This is a genomic window from Bradyrhizobium sp. 23AC, assembly GCF_054863025.1.
In genome coordinates this window covers 382,933-406,431 of sequence record NZ_JAVAYN010000007.1, presented here as the reverse complement: position 1 = coordinate 406,431, position 23,499 = coordinate 382,933, and the positions used below count along the sequence as shown (strand labels likewise).

The window sequence follows — 23,499 nt, the reverse complement described above, 5'->3', positions numbered from 1 at the left end:
CCATCGCGCGAGCCGTGAGGAACGCTGCAACAGCGATGGAGGTGTACATGACCGCGAAACACGTCATCCGCAGGCCCGGCGAGACCGAGGGGGTCACGCTGCGCGGCCAACCAATGGCCTTCCTGGTGACGGGCGAGGACACTGGGCATACGAGCATGTTCGACTGGATAATTCCGGCAGGATTCGCCACCGGCCGGCGTTCATCGTGTTCAGGAAGAGACCTTCTACGTGCTCGAAGGCGAGTGTGAATGGTTTGTCGGGGATGAGATTGTCCGGGCAACCCCAGGGACCTTCCTCTTCATTCCTCCCGGTGTTCCCCACAACATCACCAACCCGAGCGAGAAGCCCGCGCGCGTGCTCATGACCGTATCCCCGCCGGGACACGAGCATTACTTCGAGGAGCTGGCCGAGCTGACGGCAAGAGGTCCCCCGGATGCGAAAGCCATCAGCGAGCTACGCGCCCGCTTCGATACCGACCAACTCTCGGCGCTGACGACAAGAGCTTGAAGCCCAGACGGCGCGACGGTGGACCGACTTCAAGGTCGGCTCGGCCGCGTCGGCCTTTTTGCTACCATGCCGCCAGATCCGCCAGATGAGCGATCAGCCGATCGATCTCCGCCTCCGTGTTGTAATAATGCGGCGATGCCCGCACGACATGCGGCAAGGAGCGAAGTTCGGCATCGATACGCGTGCTCGAAGGATCTGAAGCGCCGATGGTAATGCCGGCTGCCGCGGCACTGGCGACAACGGCGTCCGCCTCGTGCCCGTCCAGCGTGAAGCTGACGATGGCGCCCGGCGCGCGTCCGAGGTCGCGAATGGTGATGCCGGGAAGGGCGGCGAGGCCGCTGCGAAGACGGCCGGCAAGCATGCGGCAGCGTTGTTCGATCGGAGCGATGCCGATCTCGAGGGCGTAGTCGACGGCGGCGCCGAGGCCCAGCCGGGCCGCGTAATTGTTCTCCCAGGTCTCGAAGCGGCGTGCATCGTCGCGAAGCCGATATTCATCGCGCGAGACCCAGGGCGCGGCGAAGTGATCGATCATCGGCGGCTCGAGGCGTTGCAGCAGCGCGCGGCGAACGTAGAGAAAGCCGGTGCCGCGCGGGCCGCGCAGGAATTTGCGACCCGTGGCCGACAGCATGTCGCAGCCGATGGCTTCGACGTCGACCGTCATCTGGCCGACCGCCTGGCAGGCATCGAGCAGATAGGGAATGCCGCGTGCCCGCGCGATCTTGCCGACAGCTGCCGCCGGATTGACCAGCCCGCCATTGGTCGGGACCCAGGTGATCGCGATCAGCTTTACGCGCTCATCGATCATGCGCTCGAGCGCGTCGACGTCGAGCTCGCCGCTGGCATCGCTCGGCACGACGTCGATGATCGCGCCGGTCCTCTTGGCGACCTGTAAGAACGCGACATAATTGGCCGCGTATTCCGCCTCGGCAGTCAGGATGCGGTCGCCCTTGCGAAACGGAAGCGCGTAGAACGCCATCTGCCAGGCGACCGTCGCGTTCTCCACGAGCGTCGATCTCGTCGGGTGCGGCGTTGAGCAGACGCGCCACCGAGCCGTAGACCGCTTCGAGCCGGTCGGCCTCGCGATCGGCGGCCGCATAGCCTCCGATCTCGCTTTCCAGATCGATATGCTGCTTCATCGCCGCGACAACGGAAGTCGGCATGAGCGCCGCCCCGGCATTGTGGAGATATGTGAGCCGGCTGGCGGCCGGCGTGTCAGACCGTATTTGGTCGATGTCGATCACCAACGCCTCCACTTTCCGCGATCCGTGATGATGAATTAGATGCGCCGAAGGGGCCGAGCAAGACGTCAGGCCAGGGACGTCGGCTGGATCTCAGATGCAGAGGCCGAGCAGCTTGACGTGGCAGTTGCTCGATTTGGGTTTGCTCGCAGGCGCAGCCTCGCGTTTCACGGCAACGAGGGGCTCCTTGTCCTTGTTCTTCTTGCCCTTGCCCTTCGGCTCGTAATCGCCGGCGATCACCATGGCCCAATAGGTGCGCTTGCCGCTGGCATTCCTGGCGCTGGCGATGCCGACGCGGGAGGCGTTGTGCAGCAACAGGTTCTTGCGGTGCCCGGACGAGTCGATCCACTGTCCCAGGGTCTTCTCGAAATTGTCGTAGCCGTAGGCGATGTTCTCGGCGGCGCGGCCCGCGCCGGCGGGCGCGACGCGGCGATTGAAGGGGCCGAGCGCGTCGTGACTGAGGTCGTCCTTCGCCGCCATCGCGCGGGCCTGGTCCATGGCGATGCGGTCGAGGGTGGAATCGCGGAGGACGCGAACTTCACCGTGCTTGAGGCGGAAGCTGGAGATCAGCTCGGCCGGGGTCTCGGCCATTGCGGGCGCGGCCGCCAGCAGCAGAAGGCCGGCAATCAGGCCGCCAACCACGCGATCCATCATCGTCCCCCGAGTGCCCATGACCCCGCCGAGCCTGCCTTGTCCGACTGCTTCTCTATCGCCAATGTGGACGCTTCAAGGCGAGACCGCCCGTCAGCTCGCTGGCAGGTCCGCCTCGAAGTTGAAGCGATCGCGCAGGTTTTTGCGCTGTTCCAGGATGTCCTTGAGGAAAGCGCGATCCTGGTCGTTCTTCATCATCGGCTCGATCAGGTCGAGCTGATTCATGGCAACCAGCTGCAGAATCTCGGTGCGCGGCTTGCCGCTGGCATCGCGCGGCAGCGCGTGCACCACCTGGATGTGCTCCGGCGGTTTCGGCCCCTTGGCGGCCGAAAGCTCGTTCCGCAACTGGCCTTCGAGCGTGGCCTGGTCGGCTTCGACGAAGGCATAGAGCCCGACGCCGGAGCGGCGGTCCGCGAAAGCCACGATGGCGGTGTCGCGCACGGCTGGATTTTTGCGGATCAGCTCGGTCAGCACCGGCGCGTCGTTCACGAGCCTGCGGCCGCCGCCCTCGCGATCGGTGAAATTGAACAGGCCGCGCGTGATCGCGCGATAGACCTTCTTGCCGGTGACAAGCCACAGGCTGGCGGCGAATGACTTCTTCGCAAGGATCTTTCGCTCGCGCGGCGTCAGCGCATCCGGCGCGTAGGAGCGCTTGTGCTTGAGCAGATGCCGGAGGTCTTCATAGGCGAGGACGCGATAGAGCCGGCCGCGCCGGTTGAAGCAGGCGGCGAGCTGGAAGTCGGTGACATAGGCGAGGCCGCCGCGGCCGACCAGCCAGTTCTGTTCCTTGGCAAGATCGTTGTGGCAGATACCGGCGCGGCGCAGTCGGCGCAGGGCCCCCTTGGCCGAACGGAAATAGGCGAGGTCGCCATGCGGCTTTGCCAGATGCAAAGCGACGCCGTCGACGAAGCCGCGCACCAGCGCACGGCGTCCGGCCCACAGCAGCTCCGGACCAACGTTGAGGCCTTTGGCGAGCGCCAGAGCGTGCTTCTCGCGGGCGAACAGATGGCGCGCCAGCAGGAATGACCACCACGGCACCTCGTCGAGCCGGCGCAGCACGGCATCGACCTCGCCGCTCTCGCCGCGGAAGCGCCCGCGCTCGACGGTCGAGAATACGTCGCGCTTGAGCAGCACGCCCTCGGTCCAGCGCGCCGAGAGCGTCGCGGCGTCGTCTTTGGGGAGGCTCATTGCAAACTCACGCGGCTGCGGCAATGCGCAAATGATCGGCGATCCAGCGATCGAGATCGGCGAGTGCCAGTGCACTCATCGCCTGCTTCTTGGCCACCGTCTTTTCGTTGCCGCGCAGGCGCGTGCCGTCGGGCTTCTTTGTCGGCGCGGTCGCAAGCGGTGGGAATAGACCGAAATTGATGTTCATCGGCTGGAACGAGCGTGTGCCGGGCTCGATGGTCTCGATGTGGCCGCCGGTGATGTGGCCGAGCAGCGATCCGAGCGCGGTCGTGCCAGGCGGGCTGACAAGCGTCTCGCCGCGCGCGTCCGCCGCTGCATAGAGACCGGCGATCAGGCCGACGCTGGCCGATTCCACATAGCCCTCGCAACCCGTCATCTGGCCGGCGAAGCGCAGCCTCGGCTGTGCGCGCAGGCGCAGCTGACTGTCGAGCAGTTTTGGCGAGTTGAGGAAGGTGTTGCGATGCAGGCCGCCGAGGCGGGCGAATTCGGCCTTCTCCAGCCCGGGAATGGTGCGGAAGATGCGCTGCTGCTCGCCGTATTTCAGCTTCGTCTGGAAGCCGACGATGTTGTAGAGCGTGCCCAGCTTGTTGTCCTGGCGCAGCTGCACGATCGCGTAGGCTTTCGTCGTGGGATCGTGCGGATTGGTGAGGCCGACCGGCTTCATCGGACCGTGGCGCAAGGTCTCGGGGCCGCGCTCCGCCATCACTTCGATCGGCAGGCAGCCGTCGAAATAGGGCGTGTTGGTCTCCCACTCCTTGAACTCGGTCTTCTCGCCGGCGATGAGCGCGGCGACGAAGTCGTCGTACTGCTCCTTGGTCATCGGGCAGTTGATGTAGTCCGCGCCGGTGCCGCCGGGGCCGACCTTGTCGTAGCGTGACTGAAACCAGGCCACCGACATGTCGATGGATTCGCGGTGCACGATCGGCGCGATCGCGTCGAAGAAGGCGAGCGCGTTCTCGTCGGTCAGCTCGCGGATGGCATCGGCCAGTGGAGCGGAGGTGAGGGGGCCGGTGGCAACGATGACGTTGCTCCAATCGGCCGGGGGCAAGCCTGCAACCTCGCCACGGGCGATCTGGATCAGGGGATGGTCGTTCAGCGCTTTGGTGACGGCCGCGGAGAAGCCGTCGCGGTCGACGGCGAGCGCGCCGCCAGCAGGCACCTGGTTGGCGTCGGCTGCACGCATGACCAGCGAATCGAGCCGGCGCATTTCGGCATGCAGCAGGCCGACGGCGTTGTTGGCGGCGTCGTCCGAGCGGAACGAATTGGAGCAGACGAGCTCTGCGAGCCCGTCGGTGCGGTGCGCTTCGGTCATGCGGGTCGGCCGCATCTCGTGCAGCACCACGGGCACGCCGGCTTTGGCCACCTGCCAGGCGGCTTCGGAGCCGGCAAGGCCGGCGCCGATCACGTGCACGATGTTGGATTGAGGTCCTGTCATGGGGCGGACAGGTAGCGCTTTTCGGCGGGGAGTGGAATCGCCGAGATGGAGTTTTCTGCCGCTAGATACGACAACGCCCGCACGAGGCGGGCGCTATCGGTCCGTTCCGGTGGAAGGGCTGAAACGATATCAGCCCTGATACTGACCGGCGGCAACGCGCGGGATGTCCGAGCGATCGAGGCCGATATCGGCCAGTTCGCGATCGCTGAGCTGGGACAGCTCGGCAACATTGCGCTGATAGTCCCGGAAGGCCTGGATCATGCGGATGAGCGAGAGCAGCATTGGTAGTCTCCTGTAGTTCGATTCAGCCCTTGCCCGGGCTGCATCGTTGAAATGAATATAGGTGAGAGTGGTGCAGTGCGAAAGTTCCGATGTTGCGATGCAGCTAAGCGAGTAACGCATACCGCGAGTAAGGGACGCTTAACCTCTCGCCAGTCCCGCCCAAGGCTTGGGCTGTATGGGCCGAATCTGGCAATAAACTCCCGTGAAATCACGGATTTAAGGGAAGTCGATTGATTTCGATCATAGCCGAAATAGGTTGCTTGCCTGTCGCCGGCAAGTCGGTCGGACAGCTTCTACAGCCAAGTCCGGCATGCGTGATTCGCATGAGGCGAATATCGCAATTTTGAATTCTAATTCACTTTTTGGGAGATCGGCTGCAGGCTTGGGAAGGGTCCGAACGGCTTGGGTGGAGCGGATTTGGGCGCGGGATGCAGCGGAACGGCCAATTCGCACCCACGGTAGCGCAACGCACACACGCCGAGCGTGTGGCGATGATTACCGGGATGTAATGAAAATCAGAAATTTCGCATGCGGCTCTGCGTAGCGCGCAACATCACGCAATTCTCGCGGGGAATTTATTGCGGCAAGTTGCCGCGTCCGGGGGAAAGTCATGTCGCAGAATCCGGCAATGTCGCTGGTCCTGCTTCAAGAACAAGAGAAGGAAGTAACATCATGACGAAGTTACTCGGGGTTATCGCAATTGCCGCCGTCGCGTTCGCCGTCGCGCCGGCCCAGGCCGCCAAGCACGCCGCGGGCGGTTGTAGCTCGGCCAACCTGGAGAAGACGGAGACCGCGATCGAAAACATGGCCGATGGCGACAGCAAGCTCGTGGCGCAGAAGGAGATCGCGGCTGCCCAGGATTCGCTACTCAACGGCAAAATGGGTGCGTGCGGCGCGCATCTGAACAAGGCGATGCACGCCACCATGGGCAAGTAAACGGGTAGGTAGACGCACCAGAGAGGGCCGGTCGCCGGGCGATCGGCCCTACGCGTTTGGGCGACCCACTTAAGGGGCGCGCGCCAGCTGGGTGGCGAAATAGGCGACAGTCTTGGAATAGACCTCGCTCTTGTTCCACTGCTGCAGCACTGCGAAATTCGGACTGCCCGGCTGCCAATCCTTGCCCTTCTGCCAGCCATAGCCGGCAAGATAATTGGCGGTGGAGGCGAGCACGTCGGGCGCGTTGTGCAGGAGGTCGCGCTTGCCGTTGCCGTCGAAATCGACGGCGTATTTCATCCAGGACGACGGCATGAACTGGGTCTGGCCGAGCTCGCCGGCCCAGGCGCCCTTCATCTCGGCTGGCGCGAGATCGCCGCGCTGGACGATGCGCAGCGCGTCGAGCAGCTCGGCGCGGAACTGCTCCGCGCGCCGGCAGTCATAGGCCAGTGTGGCGAGCGACCGGATCGTGCCGAACTTGCCGGTGTTGACGCCGAAATCGGTCTCCAAGCCCCAGATCGCGACCAGGACCTCACCGGGAACGCCATAGGTCTGCTCGATCCGCGACAGCACCGAGCCGTACTGCTTCATCCTGTTGGAGCCGCGCTCCAGGCGCGGCGGCACCATGCGGCCGGAAAATTCCTCGAAGGTCTGGGCGAAGACCTTTTGCGAGCGGTCGCGGTTGAGCACGCTCTGATCGAGCGTCACGCCGGCGAGCCCCGATGCGATGGCCTGTTGTGAGATGCCCTTGGCCGCAGCGTCGGTCTTGAAGTCCGCAAGCCAGGCATCGAAATTGCCCGAGCCGCAGGCAACCGCGGCGAACGCTGGCTGGGCGGACAGGATTGACGCGGAGAGGGCGAAGGCTGCGAGAGCGAGACGAGAAATCGTCGAGGTCATTCGAGATAATGAATTCCGTGAAGCGATCTGACCGGGGCGCGCAATCTCGATCGGAACCGCGGCCAAAGCAAGGCGTGCGACAGGTCGCGATCCTGCCCGAACCAGGGCAGGATCGCATGTCACGATATCGTCAGGCGTCCGTCCTGTTGCGCCAGGGGAAGAGGTTGGCCGGGAAGTCGGCAGCTGGCTTGCGCGGACGATGCGGCGGGGGCGGCACCGGACGTGCACCGGGCTCCGAGACGATCACCTTGCGGTAAAGATGCCAGGTGGCATGGCCGAGCAGGGGGATCACCACGGCGAGGCCGACGAAGGCTGGAATGGTGCCGAGCGCGAGCAGCACCGCCACGATCAGGCCCCAGGCCGCCATCGGCACCGGGTTCCTCGCGACCACGCGCAGCGAGGTGCTCATCGCCTCGAACGCGCCGGCATGGCGATCCAGCATCAAGGGGAACGACACGGCGCTGATGCAGAGCGCGGCGAGCGCGAACAGGAAACCGACGCCGCAGCCGACCACGATCAGCCACCAGCCCTGCTGCGTCGTCAGCACGCGCGTTATGAAGTCCGAGATTCCGGTGACGCCCTCATAGCCGAACGCCGCAACATAGATCGCCTGCGCGGTCGCAACCCAGGTCACGAACAGCGCGAGCAGCAACGTACCGAGGCCGAGCATCGCTCCGAACGAAGGCGAACGCAGCACCTCCATCGCATCCCACGCGCTGGCTTCCTCATAGCGTTCGCGCCGGCTGGAAAGCTCGTAGAGACCGAGCGCTGCGAAGGGGCCGATCAGCGCGAAGCCGGCGGCGAGCGGAAACAGCAGTGGCAGCACCGAATAGCCCATCACCACGCGGGCGAGCACGAGGCCGAGCACCGGGTAGATCACGCAGAGGATGATGGCGTGGCTCGGCACGGCCTTGAAATCTTCCCAGCCGCGCCTGAGCGCATCGTGCAGATCGGACAGCTGGATGGTTCGGATCACCGGTCCAGCCGCATCAGTGGGCTGGGCCATCGTGGGGACATTGCCCTGGTAGAGTGTGGCCATGGTCGCTAGCTCCCTTGCCGAGCGGCCGAATTCGGCGCCGGCAAACGGCGCGAGCGGCCGCCATTCTCTTAAGTCCCGCGATCCCGACCAGAGAATTCCGGATGACATCGCGAGCTGAACTGGAAGCGTACGCCTAATTCCGAGTCCTGTCCCTCACGCTTGGGTGAAATTCGATGCCGCATCGCAACCTCGACGATGTCATTCGGCCGTCATTTCGCCGCAGATAAGCTGATGCTGCGTGGTGGTTCGCAGAACTTCGCGGGCGCCACGCAGTAACTTGGTCTATAAGTGCCACTCAAGGCCCTTCCAACGGATCCTTTTCGGGGAGCAGACATGAGCATTTTCGGGAAAATCATGAGCGCGATCTTCGGCGGCCAGCCGGCTTCTGCCGCGCCCGCCGGTGGCGCAGCGCCGGGCAGTGCGCCCGCAGGGGCCGCGCCGGGAGCGCCGGCTTCCGCACCGATGGCCGCGGTCGATGTGGCGGCGATCGTCGACAAGGCGGTGGCCGCGCACAAGGGCGAGAAGCTGGAATGGCGTACCTCGATCGTCGACCTCATGAAGGCGCTCGACATCGATTCCAGCCTCGCTGCGCGCAAGGATCTCGCCAAGGAGCTCGGCTACAGCGGCGACATGAACGACTCGGCCAGCATGAATGTCTGGCTGCACAAGCAGGTGATGTCCAAGCTCGCCGCCAATGGCGGCAAGCTGCCGCCTGAGATCAAGCACTGACCGCAAGCACTGACCGAATGCCGGTCGTGCCGCAGGGGCCCGCGATCTCGCGGGTCCCTTTGCTTTCAAGCGACCAGATCCGCATCCTCCGGATGCCTGTCGAGATAGTCGACCACGAAGCCGCAGCCGGCGATCACCTTGCGGCCGTCGCGCCGGATCAAATCGAGCGCGCCCTTGATCAGCTCGGAGGCGATGCCGCGGCCGCGTAGCGTGCGGGGCGTCTCGGTGTGGGTGATGATGACCGCCGTCGGGGTCAGCCGGTAATTGGCGAAGGCGACCTCGTTGCCGACATCGAGTTCGAAGCGGCTCCTGTCCTTGTTGTCCCGTACCGATGCCACCATGCAAGATCCTTCCGACGTGCGTCTGACGCGTTGATCTAGGAGCCCGTCCCCGTCCTTGGCAAGGCGCGGCCATGGGAGCTTGCCGCACGGCAGATATCTGCAAACGCGCGTGCCTGTAGCTGCAGTGCAGTATGAGAAACCATCCTTGGTGAACACCGCGCCGGCTCCAATAATTACCGGCGCCGCTCTTGCAAGTTCCACGGCGGCTCCCACGTCCTCTCAAGGACATACGCCCGAATGCGGCCGGCAGGGTCGCTAGACATTCGGAGTGTCATGATTGCCAGCCGCAGACGTATGCCTCTTTGCAGGAGGTTACGATGTCGGACTTTGGTTTCTTGAATACTCATCGAACATGGGAAGACTGGTGCGGGATGCTGCTCGGCGCGCTCATCGTGGCTTCGCCGTGGTTTCCCATCCAGGATCCGGCGATTGCCGGGCACCCGACGGCGATCCTGAATACGGTCGCAATCGGCCTGGTCGTATTTGGCATCAGCCAGCTCGAATATGTCGCCTTGCAGCGCTGGCAAGAGGTGACGACGATCCTCGTCGGACTGTGGCTCATCGCCTCGCCTTACGCCCTCGGCTATTCCGCTGATGGCTTTCTCCGCATCTACCACACGAGCCTCGGCGCGGCGGTGGTGCTGCTGGGCATCCTTCAGCTGTGGCAGGACTGGGATCTGAATGATCAGGACATGCTCAAGCACGGACGATAGGCCGTAGATGTCGGCAGGCCCGCTGGCTTCGGGCGGCGGGCCTGTGCTCTCACCTCGCCACGAGGTCGGAATAGTCCGGATGCTTTTCGATCCATGCCTTCACGAACGGGCATTGCGGGATCAGCTTCAATCCGGCGGCGCGGACCTGGTCGAGAGCGCCTTGCACCAGCTTCGAGCCGACGCCCTTGCCGCCGAGCTCCTTCGGCACCTCGGTGTGCTCGAACGTGATCACGTTGCCATCGAGCTTGTAATGCTCGGTCGCAAGATGGCCTTCCACCGCGAGCTCGTAGCGGCAGTGGTCCTTGTTGTTGATGACGTTGCTCATGTTGTCGACCCTCCAGCTGCCAGCCTCGCGCACCAAGTCATAACGCACGGTCGCGCTGAGCGGTTTCCGATGTTGAGGTCGTTCGATTCAATCGGCCGCTTTGGCGAGCCTGGAATCTTCGGGCTGCTGCGGCGGGCGCAGGCACCCCTGGCAGATGACCAGGGAACGGTTGACCCTCGCATCCTGCTCGGCCTCGCTGCCGTCCTCCGCTTGCAACCACTCCTTCGAATGGGGCTGAAGCCCGGCTTGCGAGCCGTTCCGCTCGGATCGGGCCGCGGTCCGCGCTGGCTGTGCGGCCGCCCGCGGCCGATTGGGGTCCTCGCCCGCGCCATCCCAGGCATAACGTGCAGGCTTGAACGCGGGATCGGAGGCCAGATGCGCCTGTGGCGCCACGGCACATCCGGCGAGCGCCAGCGACAACAGGAGGAAGGCGGGCGCTTTGACCATGATGCTGCACTCTGTACACGAGAACTGAGCGAGGGTGCGCCGATCATGTTTAAAATTCCCTGAACGATTGCGGCCGCGCCGGCGACAAACGCGCATGCGCAATTTGATGCTTCTGCTCGCTCTGTTCGCCTCCGCCGCGCGCGCCGAGGATGCAAAGCCGTTCAATCCCTCCGACTATCCGCCCGGCGTGCAGAAGGCACTGCGCGACGCCAACGAGGAGTGCACCAGCCAGGACGGTGGCGAGGTGATCTTCGCGCCCGATACGGTGCGCAAGATCGACCTGACCGGTGACGGCCGCGACGACTACATCGTCGATTTCCAGGACACCAAATGCGGCGATCGCGAGACGACCTATTGCGGAACTGGCGGCTGCGTCATCAACATCCTGGTGACGCTGCCGGACGGCAACGTTCGCCCGGTATTTGACGGCTATGTCCTCCGCTACAAGATCATGGCCCCGCCGATGAAGCGCGGCGCTGCGCGCACCGTCCGCTTCGATCTTCATGGCAGCTTCCGCGGCGGCTTTGGCCCGCAGAGCTGCGTCAAGCAGAAGGCGATCACGGCGACGCCGTTTGCGTTCAAGCAGCCGTAGGGGAGCCGTGCATCCGGCGGCCTTGCAGGGGCGCGGGCGATGGCGATAAATGGGCTGCAATGAGCCGGCGGCCAGCGCGCCGTCCGCCCTCGAAGAGGAATCCCCATGCAGCCCCTGCGCATGTCGCGCCGCGTCATGAATCTCGCTTACATGCTGACCCAGAATGCCCGGCGGCATGGCGCGCGTCCCGGTTTCGTCTGGGGCGACAAATCCTGGACCTGGCGCGAGATCGATGCGCAGGTCTCGGCGCTGGCCGCAGCGCTCGCCGCGCGTGGCATTGCCAAGGGCGACCGCATCCTCGTCCATTCCAAGAATGGCGACGAAATGTTCTTCTCGATGTTTGCCGCGTTCCGGCTCGGCGCGGTCTGGGTGCCCACCAATTTCCGCCTGATGCCGGATGAGGTCACCTACCTCGCAGAGGCCTCCGGCGCGAAGGCGTTTCTGTGCCATGTCGATTTTCCCGAGCATGCAGCGGCCGTGAAAGGCGGCGCGCTCGAGTTCACCTGGAGCGTCGACGGCAAGGGCGCGTTCGGCGAGCGCTCGGTTGCTGATGCCATTGCCGCTCATGCCGGCGCCAATGTCGCGAATGTCGCCGTCGAACACGACGATCCCTGCTGGTTCTTCTTCACCTCGGGCACCACCGGCCGCTCCAAGGCCGCGGTGCTGACCCACGGCCAGATGGGCTTTGTGATCACCAACCATCTCGCCGATCTGACGCCCGGCGTCACCGAGAACGACGCCTCGCTGGTGGTGGCGCCGCTGTCGCATGGCGCCGGCGTGCATCAGCTGGTGCAGACCGCCCGCGGCGTCTGCACCGTCTTGTTGCCGACCGAGAAATTCGACATCAACGAGGCGTTCCGCCTGATCGAGACTCATCGGGTCGCCAATCTCTTCACGGTGCCGACGATCCTGAAGATGATGGTCGAGAACCCCGCCGTCGATAAATACGATCATTCCTCGCTTCGTCACGTGATCTATGCGGGCGCGCCGATGTATCGCGAGGATCAGAAGACCGCGCTGAAGAAGCTCGGCAAGGTCATCGTGCAGTATTTCGGCCTCGGCGAGGTCACCGGCAACATCACGGTGCTGCCGGCAGCGCTGCACGATCCCGAGGACGGCCCGCACGCGAAGATCGGCACCTGCGGCTTCGAGCGCACCGGCATGCAGGTCTCGATCCAGGACGACGAGGGCCGCGAGCTCGCGGCCAACCAGAGCGGCGAGATCTGCGTGATCGGGCCGGCGGTGCTCGCAGGCTATTACGACAATCCTGATGCCAATGCGAAGGCATTCCGCAACGGCTGGTTTCGCACCGGCGACCTCGGCCACATGGACGAGGAGGGCTTCGTCTACATCACGGGCCGCGCCTCCGACATGTATATCTCCGGCGGCTCCAACATCTATCCGCGCGAGATCGAGGAGAAGATCTTGACCCATCCCGCGGTCGGCGAGGTCGCCGTGCTCGGCGTACCCGATGCGACCTGGGGCGAGGTCGGCGTCGCCGTCTGCGTGGCGCGTGCCGGCGCGAAGGCGGTGAGCGAAGCCGAAATGGCGGCGTTCCTCTCGCCGAAAGTGCCGCGCTACAAGATGCCGAAGCGGTTCTTCTTCTGGGAGGCCTTGCCGAAGTCGGGCTATGGTAAGGTGCCGAAGCGCATGGTGCGTGATGAGCTCGAGGCGCGCGGGCTGCTCGACCTCGACAAGACGAAGGCGGGCTGAGCGCAGGTGATGCGGAGTATCAAGCAGCCGGGCGCGCCCATCGCGGAACGCATTCAATGGGTGGAGGCGAGGGGGCGCGCCTTCTCATTCACGCTTCCGGCAGGTCTGCCGCTGCTGGAAGCCGCGCGGCGCGGCTTTGCGGCCGAAGGTTTTACCAGCGGCGTGCTGAACTTCAGGCAGGGCGCGCTCGGGCCGTTTGCCTATGTCATGCCGGCGCTGTCGAAGACCGTCGAGAACGCGGCGTTCTACAGCGACACGTACCGCCCCGGCGGCGTGACGCGCACGAAGCTCGGCTCCATGACGCTCGGCACGCGCGACGGGGCGCCGTTCTTTCACTGTCACGGGCTGTGGACGGAGGCGGGCGGCAAGGCGAGCGGTGGCCACATGCTGCCGGACGAGACTGTCGTCGCCGAATCGTTCGAGGTCGACGCCTTCGGCCTCGATGGCGCGATGTTCACCGCCGAGCCCGATTCCGAGACCAACTTCAAGCTGTTCGGGCCGGTGGCGGCCGCGAGCACCGGCGCGCGCACCACGAGCCGCGCCTTCGCGCTCCGGCTGCGCCCCAATCAGGATTTTGCCGGCGCGCTCGAAGAGTTCTGCCGCGCGCACGGCATCGCGCGCGCGAAGATCCATGGCGGCGTCGGCTCGACCATCGGCGCCCGCTTCAGCCATGGCGGGGTGACGGAGCCGTTCGCGACTGAGCTTGCGATCACCGCCGGGACGATTGCGCCCGGACCCTCTGGCGCGCTCGAAGCCGCGCTCGACGCCGCGCTGGTCGACTACACCGGCGGCTTGGCGGAGGGGCGCCTGGTCCGCGGCGACAACCCCGTGCTGATGACCATGGAGCTGGTGCTGGAGGCGCTGGACTAGGCTGCGACCGGCCCTGGCGCCGGGAGCCCCTGCCACTTGCGTGGCATCATTGTTCCCGTTACGTTCCGACTTGGAATGCCGGTGGCGGAACGGACGGAGAGACGGCTATGAGCCGGCGAGGTCATCGCACGATCAACCTGCCGGCGCCGTATCTGAAGCGGGTCTGGCTCGACCCGTCGAAAGTTCACGATCGCGAGGCTTATCCGTTTTGCCTGCCCATCTTCCCGGATGATTTCGAGCTCAGTTTCGACGCCGCCATCACGATTATCGTTGGAGAGAACGGCACCGGGAAGTCGACGATCCTCGAGGGCATCGCATCGCTCGCCGGCTACGACGATGCCGGGGGCGGCAAGGGCTATATGCCGGTCGACCATTCCGAGGCGCGCGAGAAGATGGGCGGCCAACTCGGCAAGGCGCTTCGCGCGAGCTGGCTGCCGAAGATCAGCAATGGCTGGTTCTTCCGTGCGGAGAGCTTTTTCTCGGTCGCGCGGTATCTGGACAAGGCCGCGCGTGATGCCGGCCAGGTCGGTCCCGATTTCCTGTCGCACTCCCACGGCGAAGGCTTCCTGCGCTTTTTCGAGGAGCGCTGTCAGCGCCAGGGCATCTTCATCTTCGACGAGCCGGAATCGGCACTTTCGCCGGCGCGCCAGATCGAGTTTTTGAAGCTGCTGCGGCGCATGGAGGATTCCCGGATCTGCCAGGTCATCATGGCGACCCATTCGCCGATGCTGATGGCTTACCCGAATGCGCGGCTGCTGCGGCTCGGGAAATACGGGCTGGAGCCGGTGACGGTCGAGGCGACGGATCACTACCAGCTGATGCGCGAGTTTTGTTCGGATCCGCACGGGTTCGTCGAGGCGACGCTGGGGGAATGATCGAAGACGCGACCTCCGCCCACACTCGTGTCCCGGATAAGCTGCAACGCGCATAGCGCGTCGAAGACGCGCGTGAACGCGCTTATGGCGTTGCGGCGCAGAGCCGGGACCCAGAAGCCGCGCACGTTGCCGCTGCATGGGCCCCGGCTCTGCAGCGCATCGCCGAAGAGGCGCTGCGCTGCGTCCGGGGCACGAGACTGTTGAATGGCGGGCACAGGATCTCATTCTCGCGGCGCATTCCGCCCGAGCTTTGCTCCAGTTATCGCCCTCAAAAGTGCCGAGGGCGCAGGGAAGGCCGGGTGCCCGCTGGCACCCGCGGTCCACTGTGCGAAAGCGTGTGCTTAAAAAGCTGCACAGCGGCATACAGGTGTAGCCAAACATCCGGCCTTCCCTGCGCAGTGGTTTTACGGCTTATGTCGTGCTCTCCCCGGGGAGCGATGCACTATTGCCCCCGTCGCCTTGCGGATGGCTGATGCGCGCGCCCGGTCGGGCCGCCACATCACCGCAACACTTGGCGCACAGACCCCGGGCGCCAGGACCACACGATTTTGCCGTACGCAGGCTGCACCGGTCGTGTGCGCGTTAGTCCTTGCTCACGGTGTGAACCGCCCTGCAAACCGACTTCGCGCCGACGCCGCCTGCGTCCACCACGTCCCATCCCGCGTGTCGTGACGATCGCGATGCGCCCCTCGGCCGGGTTGGGATGATTGTCTATACGATAATCCGAAGTTCTGATAAAGAGAAATATTTCGGTTCGGCGGCGTTGACCCTCCCATGGGTGTTTTGCCCGCCGGGAAGCGCAACAGCTTGTGGGGCGTGCCAAGCTCCGCCGCAACGGCGCCACGAACCGGTCTCCCCTCGGCCCCAAAATGCGCTAGGATGACCGCAGCGCGCATTCCAAGTCGCGCACGATCAACTGGACGTATGAGGAAACGAGATGAGGGTGACGATTGGACGGCGCACGGCCATGGCTGCGGCGCTGGCTGTGGTTGGGGCGGCAGGCTTGACGGCGACCTTGGGACCGGTTTTTTCACCTTCGGCCTGGGCACATGGGCCGACCCGGCAGAAGGTGCGGGAATCCATCGAGATCAACGCGCCGCAGGACAAGGTCTGGGCCGCGATCCGCAGCTTCCAGGACATGAGCTGGCTTCCGCCTGTCACCAAGACCACCGGCGAGAAGGGCAACGAGGTCGGCGCGACGCGCCAGCTGACGCTGACGGGCGGGGCGACGGTCGATGAGGAGCTCTACAAATACGAGCCCGACATGATGAGCTATTCGTACCGGATCACCAAGGTCGACGTGAAGGTGCTGCCCGTGACCAATTATTCCTCGACGTTGACGGTGTCGCCGGCTTCCGACGGCAAGTCCAAGCTGGAATGGACCGGGGCGTTCTACCGCGGCTTTCCCAACAACGATCCGCCGCCGGAGCTGAGCGACGAGGCCGCGGTGAAGGCGGTGAGCGGGCTCTACAAGACCGGCCTCGAAGCCCTGAAGAAGAAGATCGAGAGCGGTAGCTGATCGTGCGGATGCTGGTTCTGGCGGCGTTCGCCGCCAGCCTTTGCCATGCCAGCCTCGGCAGCGCCGCTGCCGAGGAGGCGTTCGTCACCAACCAGCTCAGCGACGATCTGATGGTCGTGGATCTCGCCACTTCGCGCAGCGTCGCGATCATCCCGATCGGCGGCAAGCCGGCCGGCGTTGCCGTCAGCGCCGACGGGCGGTTTGCCTATGTGACGAGCCCCGATGCCAAGGCGGTGACGGTGGTGGACGCGGCCGCGCGGCAGGTGACGGGGCGGATCGAAGTCGGCGGCGGACCGCTCGGCATTGCGGCGGCGCCCGATGGCAAGACCGTCTATGTCGCCGACTGGTATGCGGCGGCGGTACGGGTGATCGATACGGCCTCGCGCAGCGTCGCGGCCAGCATCGCGGTCGGGGCCTCGCCGTCGGGGCTTGCGGTGACGCCCGACGGCAAGCTGCTGCTCTCGGCGGACCGCGACGACGACAGCGTCTCCGTCGTTGACACCGCGACGCGCCAGCGCAAGGCGACGATCAAGGTCGGCACCCGACCATTCGGCGTCACCGTCGATGCCGAGGGCAAGCGCGCCTACACCGCCAACGTCGGCTCCGACGACGTCTCCGTGATCGATATTGCAGAGGGGCGCGAGATCGGCCGTGTGCCGGTCGGCATGCGCCCCTACGCGGTGGCGCTGACGCTAGGCCGCGGCTTCGTCACCGACCAATATGGCGGCACCGTCAGCGTGTTCGATCTGGCGAGTTTGAAGCCGATCAAGCGCATCAATGTCGGCGACTATCCCGAAGGCATCGCGGCGACCGCCGACGGCAAGCGCGTCATCGTGGCGTGCTGGGAGAGCAACACGCTAAGCATCATCGACGCGACTGATCTGAAGGTGATCGGCGAGATCAAGACCGGCGACGGCCCGCGCGCGTTCGGGGCGTTCTTGCGCAGGACGGAGTAGGGTGTGTAGGGCGGATTCGCGAAGCGTAATCCGCCATCTTGCATCGACGATCGATCGGCGGATTACGCTCCGCTAATCCGCCCTACGATGGCGGCACACCTCCTCCGCAATCTCGTCCATCCGCTCAAACACATGATCCGGGCCCAGCGCCCGCAGCGCCGCCGGCGCCGCATAGCCCCAGCACACCGCGCCGCAGGCAATCCCGACGCTGCGTGCCGCCTCGATGTCGCGCACCTCGTCGCCGATCGCGATGACCTGGCCGGGCTCCACGCCGGCGCGCCGGATGACGCGGCGGAATTTCGCGGGCTTGCCGAACAGCGAGGCCGAGCAGTCGAAATGCGAAAACAGCGCGGCGGCCTCGCCAAGCTTCTCGCGCGCATTGGCCTCGCTGTCGGACGTCACCAGCGCGAGCTGCACACCATTGACCGCCAGCGTCCGCAGCATCGCCTCGACGCCCGCAAACAGCGAGATCTCAGCTGCTGCTTCTCCCTTCAGCCGCCGCGCATGCCGAGCGATCGCCGGCAGCTTCCAAAGCGGCACCTCGAGCCGGGAGAGGATCTCCCGCGTCGAGGCATGCCGCAGCCCCTCGACGTCTTCATCCCGCACGCGGCGAAAGCCGAAGCGGTCGGCGATGTCGTTGACGGTGCGCAGGAACCACGGAAAGCTGTCGGCCAGCGTGCCGTCGAGATCGAAGATGGCGAGGGTGTAGGGCATGGAGAGGAGAGGGCTCGGCGACGCTCGCATTTGAGGCATGTTCGAAGAATCGAGCAACATTTCTGACAACGCTGTGGAAAAGTTCCTGCTTTGTTCTTGATTTTCGCGTGAGAGATAGTAAGGAGGAATGATTCACTCGATCCAAAGGCGGTGCCGACGTGTCGAAATTTCGAATGAAATTAAAGCTTCAAGGTTTCGAATTGGAAATTGAAGGTAACCGCGAAGATGCTTCCGTCATCGGCCGAAGCATCGGAGATCAGATTTCGGGAATGCTGTCGCCTAGCTTGAATATTCTAGATGGAGATATCGCGCCAAGTCGGTCCCCCGCATCATCTGCACCGCTGCTTGATGTGTCTCCTAAGCGAAGAACGTCTCGGAAACCAACGAGACCGGCATCAAGCGGCGGAGACGGTAATGGTACAACGTCTGTTGTTGACTTTCGCAACGATCCTTCAAAATTTGCTACGCCAACGCAACAGTGGAGCACGACGGAGAAGGCGATTTGGCTGTTATACGTATTGAAGGAAGTAAGTCAGGTATCTGAACTTAGCGCGGGACAGATCGCTAAGACCTTTAATACACACTTTCGCCAAGCGAAGACGATCAGTCATAGCAACGTATTGCGTGACTTCGGAAAGCTGAAGGTCTCATCACCTTCACTTGTGGGCGAAGATGCAACAAAATCTCCATCAATGTGGTTCTTAACCGATGAAGGCATTCGGAAGGCTCAATCCATAATCGCGGAAGCGCAAGCGCCAAAAGCGGCGTAGACTACGATGGGATTGATCGAGAAAGGGGTGATGTTGGGAGCGCTCAGCCCTCCGCTGGATCATTTGCTGGCTTCACAGTTGCTGGATGAATTTGTCTCGGCCGAGAGGAGGTTTATCCAGCGGGATTGGGAGCCAGCTGAATTGGACGGCGGGCAATTCGCGGAAATTGCAGCGCGAATTATCTATCATCAGGACTCTGGAAACCTCAATCACACTAGGGATTTTGGAGATTGCCTGCGCTACGTGGAGGATGAAAAACTAGCCCACCAGATCGCTCCACGGCACGACGCGCTGCACATCGCGCGCGTTCTGCGAAACATCTACAAATTTCGAAGCCAGCGCGGAGCTGTTCATATATCTCCGTCGTATCGCGCCAACCACATGGATTCGAAGTTTATCGTCGAATCCGTGCGTTGGGTTATGAACGAGATTCTCAGAATTTTTTGGAATGGTGATCGTGAGAGGGTAGCAAAAGCGATCAGGGAGTTACTTCAGTTTGACGTGCCGTGCGTAGGCGTATTTGACGATATCATTTTGGTCCAGAGGACAGATTTGACTGCCGAGGAAGAGATATTAGTTCTTCTCCACTTTGCCGGCGAACAAGGGTTTTCACGGGTTGATCTCGGTCGATTTGCGCAGCGGTCTGCTCCGGCCATCTCCAATTCGATCAAGAAGCTTCTTGCTCCAGACGTTAGGCAGATAGTTCTGCTCGCAAGTGACAGATATAGGCTCACAGACTTAGGCTCGCGACGTGTCAGAGAACAGCTTGCTGGAAAGCTGCTTCTCCAGTGAAACACTCCGCCGCCTCGCCCGTGCTCCTTCGGTTCGGGACTGGGTTGTCCTGCGCGGCCAACTCAGTCAGCACTTTCGGCAGCTTCTTGACTCCGTGGGGCAAGCTGGAACCGCGGAAGGCTGTTGCCAAGCGCCGTCGAGATCCAAGATGATGTTACACCGCTAGGACTTCCACACGGTCTCCTCGGTCCAGCCGAGCGCAGCGAACTCGGCGGCCCGGAGCGGGGCTTCTCCTTCGGCAAAGAACTCGTCGAGCTGAGGCGGGGCGACGGCTGTCTCGGACAGCATGGCGTGTGCCTGTCCGCGATGATGGATCTGATGCTGGAAGAGATGCATCAGGAGCCGGTCGCGGCGCTCGGTCTGCACCTGGGTGTCGCGATTGATCTTCACGATGTCATCGAGTCGTGCGGGCGTCAGCGTATCGCAGATGGCGATCAGCCGCTTGTCCATCGCAGCTTGAGCGGGCTTCAGCGCGGCAAGGGAAGGGTACGGCACCTCGTTTTTCCAGGCCGCCGGTCCGAGCCAGCCACCCTCCAGCGCATCGATATAGAAGAGATCGATGACATAGATGTGGTTCAGAGTGCGCTGCAGGCTCGGAAAGAAGCCGGTGCGGTGGGCTTCGAATTCAGCCTGGGACAGCGCGTCGCAAGCCGAGAGCAACCGATAGTTGGCCCAGGCATTGTTGTGGGCGAAGGCGCGGTAGGTCTGCACAAGGCCAGCGGACATGTCGGCTCTCCCTTGCAGCCGGTCGCCTGTAGCCCGCATCAGCGAAGCGATATGCGGGGCTGGTGATTGCCTCACGAGTGGTTCCGGATGTCGCTTCGCTCATCCGGGCTACGCTGAACCAACGCAGTCCAATGATTTACTCCGCCGCCTCGCTCGTGCTCCGCCGCTTCGGCTTCCGTGCCTTCTTCAGCACCGGCTCCAGGAATTTTCCGGTGTAGCTCCGCGGCGCCTTCGCGATGTCTTCCGGCGGGCCCCAGGCGACGATTTCGCCGCCGCCGTCGCCGCCTTCTGGGCCAAGGTCGATGACCCAGTCTGCCGTCTTGATGACTTCGAGATTGTGCTCGATGACGACGACCGTGTTGCCCTGCGCGACCAGCTCGTGCAGCACCTCCAGCAGCTTCTTGACGTCGTGAAAATGAAGGCCGGTGGTGGGCTCGTCCAGGATGTAGAGCGTGCGGCCGGTGGCGCGCTTGGACAGCTCTTTTGCCAATTTGACGCGTTGCGCTTCACCGCCCGAGAGGGTTGTCGCCTGTTGGCCCACGTGAATGTAATCGAGCCCGACGCGGTGCAAGGTTTGAAAAGTCTCGCGCACGCGCGGCACCGCCTTGAAGAAGTCGGCGGCTTCCTCGACGGTCATATCGAGCACGTCGGCGATGCTCTTGCCCTTGAACAGGACTTCGAGCGTCTCGCGGTTGTAGCGCTTACCCTTGCAGACGTCGCAGGTGACGTAGACGTCGGGGAGGAAGTGCATCTCGATCTTGATGACGCCGTCGCCCTGGCACGCTTCGCAGCGGCCGCCCTTGACGTTGAAGGAGAAGCGGCCGGGCTCGTAGCCACGCGCCTTGGACTCGGGCAGGCCGGCGAACCATTCGCGGATCGGCGTGAAGGCGCCGGTGTAGGTCGCGGGGTTGGAGCGCGGGGTGCGGCCGATCGGCGACTGATCGATGTCGATGATCTTGTCGATGTGCTCGAGGCCCTCGATGCGGTCGTGCGGGGCCGCGCCCTCGCTGGCATTGTTCAGCTTGCGGGCGATGGACTTGTAGAGCGTGTCGATCAACAGCGTCGACTTGCCGCCGCCGGACACGCCGGTGACGGCGGTGAACAGGCCGAGCGGAATTTCGGCGGTGACGTTCTTGAGATTGTTGCCGCGCGCGTTGACCACCTTGATGGTGCGGCGATGGTTCGGCGGGCGCCGCTCCGGCACCTCGACCTCGAGCTCGCCGGTCAGATACTTTCCGGTGAGCGATTTCGGGTTGCGCATGATCTCGGCGGGCGTGCCTTCGGCAATGATGTTGCCGCCATGCATGCCGGCGCCGGGGCCGATGTCGAGGACGTGGTCGGCGAGCAGGATGGCGTCCTCGTCATGCTCGACCACGATCACGGTGTTGCCGAGGTCGCGGAGCCGCTTGAGGGTGTCGAGCAGGCGCGCGTTGTCGCGCTGGTGCAGGCCGATCGAGGGCTCGTCCAGCACGTAGAGCACGCCCGTCAGGCCCGAGCCGATCTGCGAGGCCAGGCGAATGCGCTGGCTCTCGCCGCCGGACAGCGTGCCGGAGGAGCGGGACAGGGTGAGGTAGTTGAGGCCGACGTCGAGCAGGAACGTGAGCCGTTCGCGGATTTCCTTCAGGATGCGGCCGGCGATCTCGTTCTGCTGCGCGTTCAGCGCATCAGGCACGGTCTCGAACCATGCGCCGGCGCCCTTCACGGACAGCTCGGAAATCTCGCCGATATGCTTGCCGCCGATCTTGACGCAGAGCGCCTCGGGCTTGAGCCGAAAGCCCTTGCAGCCCTCGCAGGGCACGTCGTGGAAATACTTCGCCAGCTCCTCGCGCGCCCACTCGCTCTCGGTCTCGCGGTAGCGGCGGTTGATGTTGGTGATGACGCCTTCGAACGGCTTCTTGGTGTCGTAGGAGCGCACCCCGTCCTCGTAGGAGAACTTGATCTCGTCCTCGCCGGAGCCGTGGAGGATGGCGTTCTGCGTCTTCTTGGCCAGGTCCTTCCACTTGGTGGTCAGCGTGAACTTGTAGTGCTTGCCGAGCGCGGTCAGCGTCTGCACGTAATAGGGCGAGGAGGATTTTGCCCAGGGCGCGATCGCGCCCTTGCCGATGGTTAGCTCCTTGTCGGGGATGACGAGGTCCTCGTCGACATGCTGCTCGACGCCGAGGCCGCCGCAGGCCGGACACGCGCCGTAGGGGTTGTTGAACGAGAACAGACGCGGCTCGACCTCGGGAATGGTGAAGCCGGAGACCGGGCAGGCGAACTTTTCCGAGAACAGGATGCGCTCGGGTCCGCTCTTGTCGTGGATCTTGGCGGTCTTCTTCTTCTCTTCGGCGGGCGCTGCCGCCGGCGCGTCGGCGAACTCGACGACGGCGAGGCCCTCGGCGAGCTTCAGCGCGGTCTCAAAGCTCTCGGCGAGGCGCTGGCCGATGTCGGCGCGCACCACGATACGATCGACCACGACGTCGATGTCGTGCGGGAATTTTTTGTCGAGCGTCGGGGCTTCCGCAAGCTCGTGGAAGGTGCCGTCGATCTTGACGCGCTGAAAGCCCTTCTTGAGCCATTCGGCTAGCTCCTTGCGGTACTCGCCCTTGCGGCCGCGCACGACGGGCGCAAGCAGATACAGGCGGGTGCCCTCGGGCAGCGCCAGCACGCGGTCGACCATCTGCGAGACGGTCTGGCTCTCGATCGGCAGGCCCGTGGCCGGCGAATAGGGCACGCCGACGCGGGCCCACAACAGCCGCATGTAGTCGTAGATCTCGGTGACGGTGCCGACGGTGGAGCGCGGGTTCTTCGACGTCGTCTTCTGCTCGATCGAGATCGCCGGCGACAGGCCGTCGATCTGGTCGACATCAGGCTTCTGCATCATCTCGAGGAACTGGCGCGCATAGGCCGACAGCGATTCGACGTAGCGGCGCTGGCCCTCGGCATAGATCGTGTCGAAGGCGAGCGAGGATTTGCCGGAGCCGGAGAGGCCGGTGAACACCACCAGCTTGTCGCGGGGAATCTCGACGTCGATGTTCTTGAGGTTGTGCTCGCGCGCGCCACGGATCGTAATTGCGCGCAGGCTGGAGCCCGCGTTCTGTTGTTGGCGCTTCGCCTTGATCACTTCATCCATCCGAGTTGCCCTCAAGGAATCCCATGGGTGCGCGACCGCGCCAATAAAAAAGGCGCGCTCGCCCGGAACCGGGATCGGCGCCGATGGGGTTGTCAGCGAACGTAGGAAGAACGGAGGCGGATTTCCAGTGGGACT

General features: G+C 64.0%; 23 protein-coding genes and 2 pseudogenes. 12 read left to right on the top strand and 13 right to left on the bottom strand.

Features of this window, described 5'->3' with window-relative positions; genetic code table 11:
* Positions 1-47 precede the first annotated feature (47 nt).
* Positions 48-507: pseudogene (locus RAD10_RS20020) on the top strand (cupin domain-containing protein).
* 61 nt (positions 508-568) lie between these two features.
* Here the strand turns inward: RAD10_RS20020 and RAD10_RS20015 are convergent.
* From RAD10_RS20015 to RAD10_RS19995, 5 genes and pseudogenes are all read right to left on the bottom strand, one after another.
* Positions 569-1,748 (bottom strand): annotated as a pseudogene (locus RAD10_RS20015) (aminotransferase class V-fold PLP-dependent enzyme).
* 90 nt (positions 1,749-1,838) lie between these two features.
* Entirely contained in the window at positions 1,839-2,396 is a 558-nt protein-coding gene (locus RAD10_RS20010; RefSeq protein ID WP_461618891.1) for a CAP domain-containing protein, read from the bottom strand.
* Between the two features lie 93 nt (positions 2,397-2,489).
* On the bottom strand, positions 2,490-3,584 hold the full coding sequence (locus tag RAD10_RS20005; protein ID WP_461618890.1) for a serine/threonine protein kinase: 1,095 nt from the start codon (positions 3,582-3,584) through the stop codon (positions 2,490-2,492).
* 7 nt (positions 3,585-3,591) lie between these two features.
* Positions 3,592-5,019, bottom strand: coding sequence for a methylenetetrahydrofolate--tRNA-(uracil(54)-C(5))-methyltransferase (FADH(2)-oxidizing) TrmFO (gene trmFO, locus RAD10_RS20000; RefSeq protein ID WP_461618889.1), 1,428 nt, complete (start codon positions 5,017-5,019; stop codon positions 3,592-3,594).
* A 129-nt stretch (positions 5,020-5,148) separates the two neighbouring features.
* Positions 5,149-5,301 carry a DUF1127 domain-containing protein gene (locus RAD10_RS19995; RefSeq protein WP_007590701.1) on the bottom strand — a complete coding sequence of 51 codons (153 nt, stop codon included), beginning with the start codon at positions 5,299-5,301 and terminating at the stop codon, positions 5,149-5,151.
* A 672-nt stretch (positions 5,302-5,973) separates the two neighbouring features.
* Here RAD10_RS19995 and RAD10_RS19990 point away from each other — a divergent pair.
* A complete protein-coding gene (locus tag RAD10_RS19990; RefSeq protein WP_461618888.1) occupies positions 5,974-6,237 on the top strand; it encodes a hypothetical protein in 264 nt (87 codons plus the stop codon).
* Between the two features lie 69 nt (positions 6,238-6,306).
* On the opposite strand, the gene RAD10_RS19985 is transcribed toward RAD10_RS19990, so the two are convergent.
* Both RAD10_RS19985 and RAD10_RS19980 read right to left on the bottom strand, forming a co-directional pair.
* A complete protein-coding gene (locus RAD10_RS19985; RefSeq protein ID WP_461618887.1) occupies positions 6,307-7,131 on the bottom strand; it encodes a lytic murein transglycosylase in 825 nt (274 codons plus the stop codon).
* A 130-nt stretch (positions 7,132-7,261) separates the two neighbouring features.
* On the bottom strand, positions 7,262-8,170 hold the full coding sequence (locus RAD10_RS19980; protein ID WP_461618886.1) for a DUF2189 domain-containing protein: 909 nt from the start codon (positions 8,168-8,170) through the stop codon (positions 7,262-7,264).
* Positions 8,171-8,503: 333 nt separating this feature from the next.
* Here RAD10_RS19980 and RAD10_RS19975 point away from each other — a divergent pair, with 333 nt between their 5' ends.
* A complete protein-coding gene (locus RAD10_RS19975) occupies positions 8,504-8,899 on the top strand; it encodes a DUF3597 domain-containing protein (protein ID WP_165637606.1) in 396 nt (131 codons plus the stop codon).
* A gap of 65 nt (positions 8,900-8,964) precedes the next feature.
* Here the strand turns inward: RAD10_RS19975 and RAD10_RS19970 are convergent, their stop codons facing one another.
* Positions 8,965-9,240, bottom strand: a complete 276-nt coding sequence (locus RAD10_RS19970; RefSeq protein ID WP_461618885.1) for a GNAT family N-acetyltransferase — start codon at positions 9,238-9,240, stop codon at positions 8,965-8,967.
* Between the two features lie 317 nt (positions 9,241-9,557).
* Here RAD10_RS19970 and RAD10_RS19965 point away from each other — a divergent pair, with 317 nt between their 5' ends.
* A complete protein-coding gene (locus RAD10_RS19965) occupies positions 9,558-9,953 on the top strand; it encodes an SPW repeat protein (protein WP_028144492.1) in 396 nt (131 codons plus the stop codon).
* 49 nt (positions 9,954-10,002) lie between these two features.
* Here RAD10_RS19965 and RAD10_RS19960 read toward each other — a convergent pair whose 3' ends face one another.
* Together RAD10_RS19960 and RAD10_RS19955 are read right to left on the bottom strand one after the other, a co-directional pair.
* Complete coding sequence (locus tag RAD10_RS19960; protein ID WP_461618884.1) at positions 10,003-10,278, bottom strand: GNAT family N-acetyltransferase; 276 nt, start codon at positions 10,276-10,278, stop codon at positions 10,003-10,005.
* Between the two features lie 87 nt (positions 10,279-10,365).
* Entirely contained in the window at positions 10,366-10,725 is a 360-nt protein-coding gene (locus tag RAD10_RS19955; protein ID WP_461618883.1) for a hypothetical protein, read from the bottom strand.
* A gap of 94 nt (positions 10,726-10,819) precedes the next feature.
* Here RAD10_RS19955 and RAD10_RS19950 point away from each other — a divergent pair, with 94 nt between their 5' ends.
* From RAD10_RS19950 to RAD10_RS19925, 6 genes are all read left to right on the top strand, one after another.
* Positions 10,820-11,317 carry a hypothetical protein gene (locus RAD10_RS19950; protein WP_461618882.1) on the top strand — a complete coding sequence of 166 codons (498 nt, stop codon included), beginning with the start codon at positions 10,820-10,822 and terminating at the stop codon, positions 11,315-11,317.
* 105 nt (positions 11,318-11,422) lie between these two features.
* On the top strand, positions 11,423-13,030 hold the full coding sequence (locus tag RAD10_RS19945; protein WP_461618881.1) for an acyl-CoA synthetase: 1,608 nt from the start codon (positions 11,423-11,425) through the stop codon (positions 13,028-13,030).
* 9 nt (positions 13,031-13,039) lie between these two features.
* Complete coding sequence (locus RAD10_RS19940) at positions 13,040-13,900, top strand: PCC domain-containing protein (protein ID WP_461618880.1); 861 nt, start codon at positions 13,040-13,042, stop codon at positions 13,898-13,900.
* A gap of 107 nt (positions 13,901-14,007) precedes the next feature.
* The gene (locus tag RAD10_RS19935) at positions 14,008-14,775 is read left to right on the top strand and encodes an AAA family ATPase (RefSeq protein ID WP_461618879.1); all 768 of its coding nucleotides are present in this window, start codon (positions 14,008-14,010) and stop codon (positions 14,773-14,775) included.
* 937 nt (positions 14,776-15,712) lie between these two features.
* Positions 15,713-16,294 (top strand): SRPBCC family protein, encoded by a 582-nt coding sequence (locus RAD10_RS19930; protein WP_461618878.1) that lies wholly within the window; start codon positions 15,713-15,715, stop codon positions 16,292-16,294.
* Between the two features lie 2 nt (positions 16,295-16,296).
* Entirely contained in the window at positions 16,297-17,250 is a 954-nt protein-coding gene (locus RAD10_RS19925; RefSeq protein ID WP_461618877.1) for a YVTN family beta-propeller repeat protein, read from the top strand.
* A 72-nt stretch (positions 17,251-17,322) separates the two neighbouring features.
* On the opposite strand, the gene RAD10_RS19920 is transcribed toward RAD10_RS19925, so the two are convergent.
* On the bottom strand, positions 17,323-17,964 hold the full coding sequence (locus RAD10_RS19920; RefSeq protein WP_461618876.1) for an HAD family hydrolase: 642 nt from the start codon (positions 17,962-17,964) through the stop codon (positions 17,323-17,325).
* Positions 17,965-18,137: 173 nt separating this feature from the next.
* Here RAD10_RS19920 and RAD10_RS19915 point away from each other — a divergent pair, with 173 nt between their 5' ends.
* Both RAD10_RS19915 and RAD10_RS19910 read left to right on the top strand, forming a co-directional pair.
* Complete coding sequence (locus tag RAD10_RS19915; RefSeq protein WP_461618875.1) at positions 18,138-18,734, top strand: hypothetical protein; 597 nt, start codon at positions 18,138-18,140, stop codon at positions 18,732-18,734.
* Positions 18,735-18,740: 6 nt separating this feature from the next.
* Positions 18,741-19,526, top strand: coding sequence for a hypothetical protein (locus tag RAD10_RS19910; protein WP_461618874.1), 786 nt, complete (start codon positions 18,741-18,743; stop codon positions 19,524-19,526).
* Positions 19,527-19,688: 162 nt separating this feature from the next.
* Here the strand turns inward: RAD10_RS19910 and RAD10_RS19905 are convergent, their stop codons facing one another.
* Positions 19,689-20,252, bottom strand: coding sequence for a DinB family protein (locus tag RAD10_RS19905; protein WP_461618873.1), 564 nt, complete (start codon positions 20,250-20,252; stop codon positions 19,689-19,691).
* Between the two features lie 136 nt (positions 20,253-20,388).
* Positions 20,389-23,364: an excinuclease ABC subunit UvrA gene (gene uvrA / locus RAD10_RS19900; RefSeq protein WP_461618872.1), complete on the bottom strand. Its 2,976-nt coding sequence runs from the start codon at positions 23,362-23,364 to the stop codon at positions 20,389-20,391.
* Between the last annotated feature and the right edge of the window lie 135 nt (positions 23,365-23,499).

What these genes read in the sequence shown, in the direction of transcription:
- RAD10_RS20010 (WP_461618891.1), bottom strand. Translation starts at nt 2,396, where the DNA reads ATGGATCGCGTGGTTGGCGGCCTGATTGCCGGCCTTCTGCTGCTGGCG.
- RAD10_RS20005 (WP_461618890.1), bottom strand. Translation starts at nt 3,584, where the DNA reads ATGAGCCTCCCCAAAGACGACGCCGCGACGCTCTCGGCGCGCTGGACC.
- trmFO (WP_461618889.1), bottom strand. Translation starts at nt 5,019, where the DNA reads ATGACAGGACCTCAATCCAACATCGTGCACGTGATCGGCGCCGGCCTT.
- RAD10_RS19995 (WP_007590701.1), bottom strand. Translation starts at nt 5,301, where the DNA reads ATGCTGCTCTCGCTCATCCGCATGATCCAGGCCTTCCGGGACTATCAG.
- RAD10_RS19990 (WP_461618888.1), top strand. Translation starts at nt 5,974, where the DNA reads ATGACGAAGTTACTCGGGGTTATCGCAATTGCCGCCGTCGCGTTCGCC.
- RAD10_RS19985 (WP_461618887.1), bottom strand. Translation starts at nt 7,131, where the DNA reads ATGACCTCGACGATTTCTCGTCTCGCTCTCGCAGCCTTCGCCCTCTCC.
- RAD10_RS19980 (WP_461618886.1), bottom strand. Translation starts at nt 8,170, where the DNA reads ATGGCCACACTCTACCAGGGCAATGTCCCCACGATGGCCCAGCCCACT.
- RAD10_RS19975 (WP_165637606.1), top strand. Translation starts at nt 8,504, where the DNA reads ATGAGCATTTTCGGGAAAATCATGAGCGCGATCTTCGGCGGCCAGCCG.
- RAD10_RS19970 (WP_461618885.1), bottom strand. Translation starts at nt 9,240, where the DNA reads ATGGTGGCATCGGTACGGGACAACAAGGACAGGAGCCGCTTCGAACTC.
- RAD10_RS19965 (WP_028144492.1), top strand. Translation starts at nt 9,558, where the DNA reads ATGTCGGACTTTGGTTTCTTGAATACTCATCGAACATGGGAAGACTGG.
- RAD10_RS19960 (WP_461618884.1), bottom strand. Translation starts at nt 10,278, where the DNA reads ATGAGCAACGTCATCAACAACAAGGACCACTGCCGCTACGAGCTCGCG.
- RAD10_RS19955 (WP_461618883.1), bottom strand. Translation starts at nt 10,725, where the DNA reads ATGGTCAAAGCGCCCGCCTTCCTCCTGTTGTCGCTGGCGCTCGCCGGA.
- RAD10_RS19950 (WP_461618882.1), top strand. Translation starts at nt 10,820, where the DNA reads ATGCGCAATTTGATGCTTCTGCTCGCTCTGTTCGCCTCCGCCGCGCGC.
- RAD10_RS19945 (WP_461618881.1), top strand. Translation starts at nt 11,423, where the DNA reads ATGCAGCCCCTGCGCATGTCGCGCCGCGTCATGAATCTCGCTTACATG.
- RAD10_RS19940 (WP_461618880.1), top strand. Translation starts at nt 13,040, where the DNA reads ATGCGGAGTATCAAGCAGCCGGGCGCGCCCATCGCGGAACGCATTCAA.
- RAD10_RS19935 (WP_461618879.1), top strand. Translation starts at nt 14,008, where the DNA reads ATGAGCCGGCGAGGTCATCGCACGATCAACCTGCCGGCGCCGTATCTG.
- RAD10_RS19930 (WP_461618878.1), top strand. Translation starts at nt 15,713, where the DNA reads ATGAGGGTGACGATTGGACGGCGCACGGCCATGGCTGCGGCGCTGGCT.
- RAD10_RS19920 (WP_461618876.1), bottom strand. Translation starts at nt 17,964, where the DNA reads ATGCCCTACACCCTCGCCATCTTCGATCTCGACGGCACGCTGGCCGAC.
- RAD10_RS19915 (WP_461618875.1), top strand. Translation starts at nt 18,138, where the DNA reads ATGAAATTAAAGCTTCAAGGTTTCGAATTGGAAATTGAAGGTAACCGC.
- RAD10_RS19910 (WP_461618874.1), top strand. Translation starts at nt 18,741, where the DNA reads ATGGGATTGATCGAGAAAGGGGTGATGTTGGGAGCGCTCAGCCCTCCG.
- RAD10_RS19905 (WP_461618873.1), bottom strand. Translation starts at nt 20,252, where the DNA reads ATGTCCGCTGGCCTTGTGCAGACCTACCGCGCCTTCGCCCACAACAAT.
- uvrA (WP_461618872.1), bottom strand. Translation starts at nt 23,364, where the DNA reads ATGGATGAAGTGATCAAGGCGAAGCGCCAACAACAGAACGCGGGCTCC.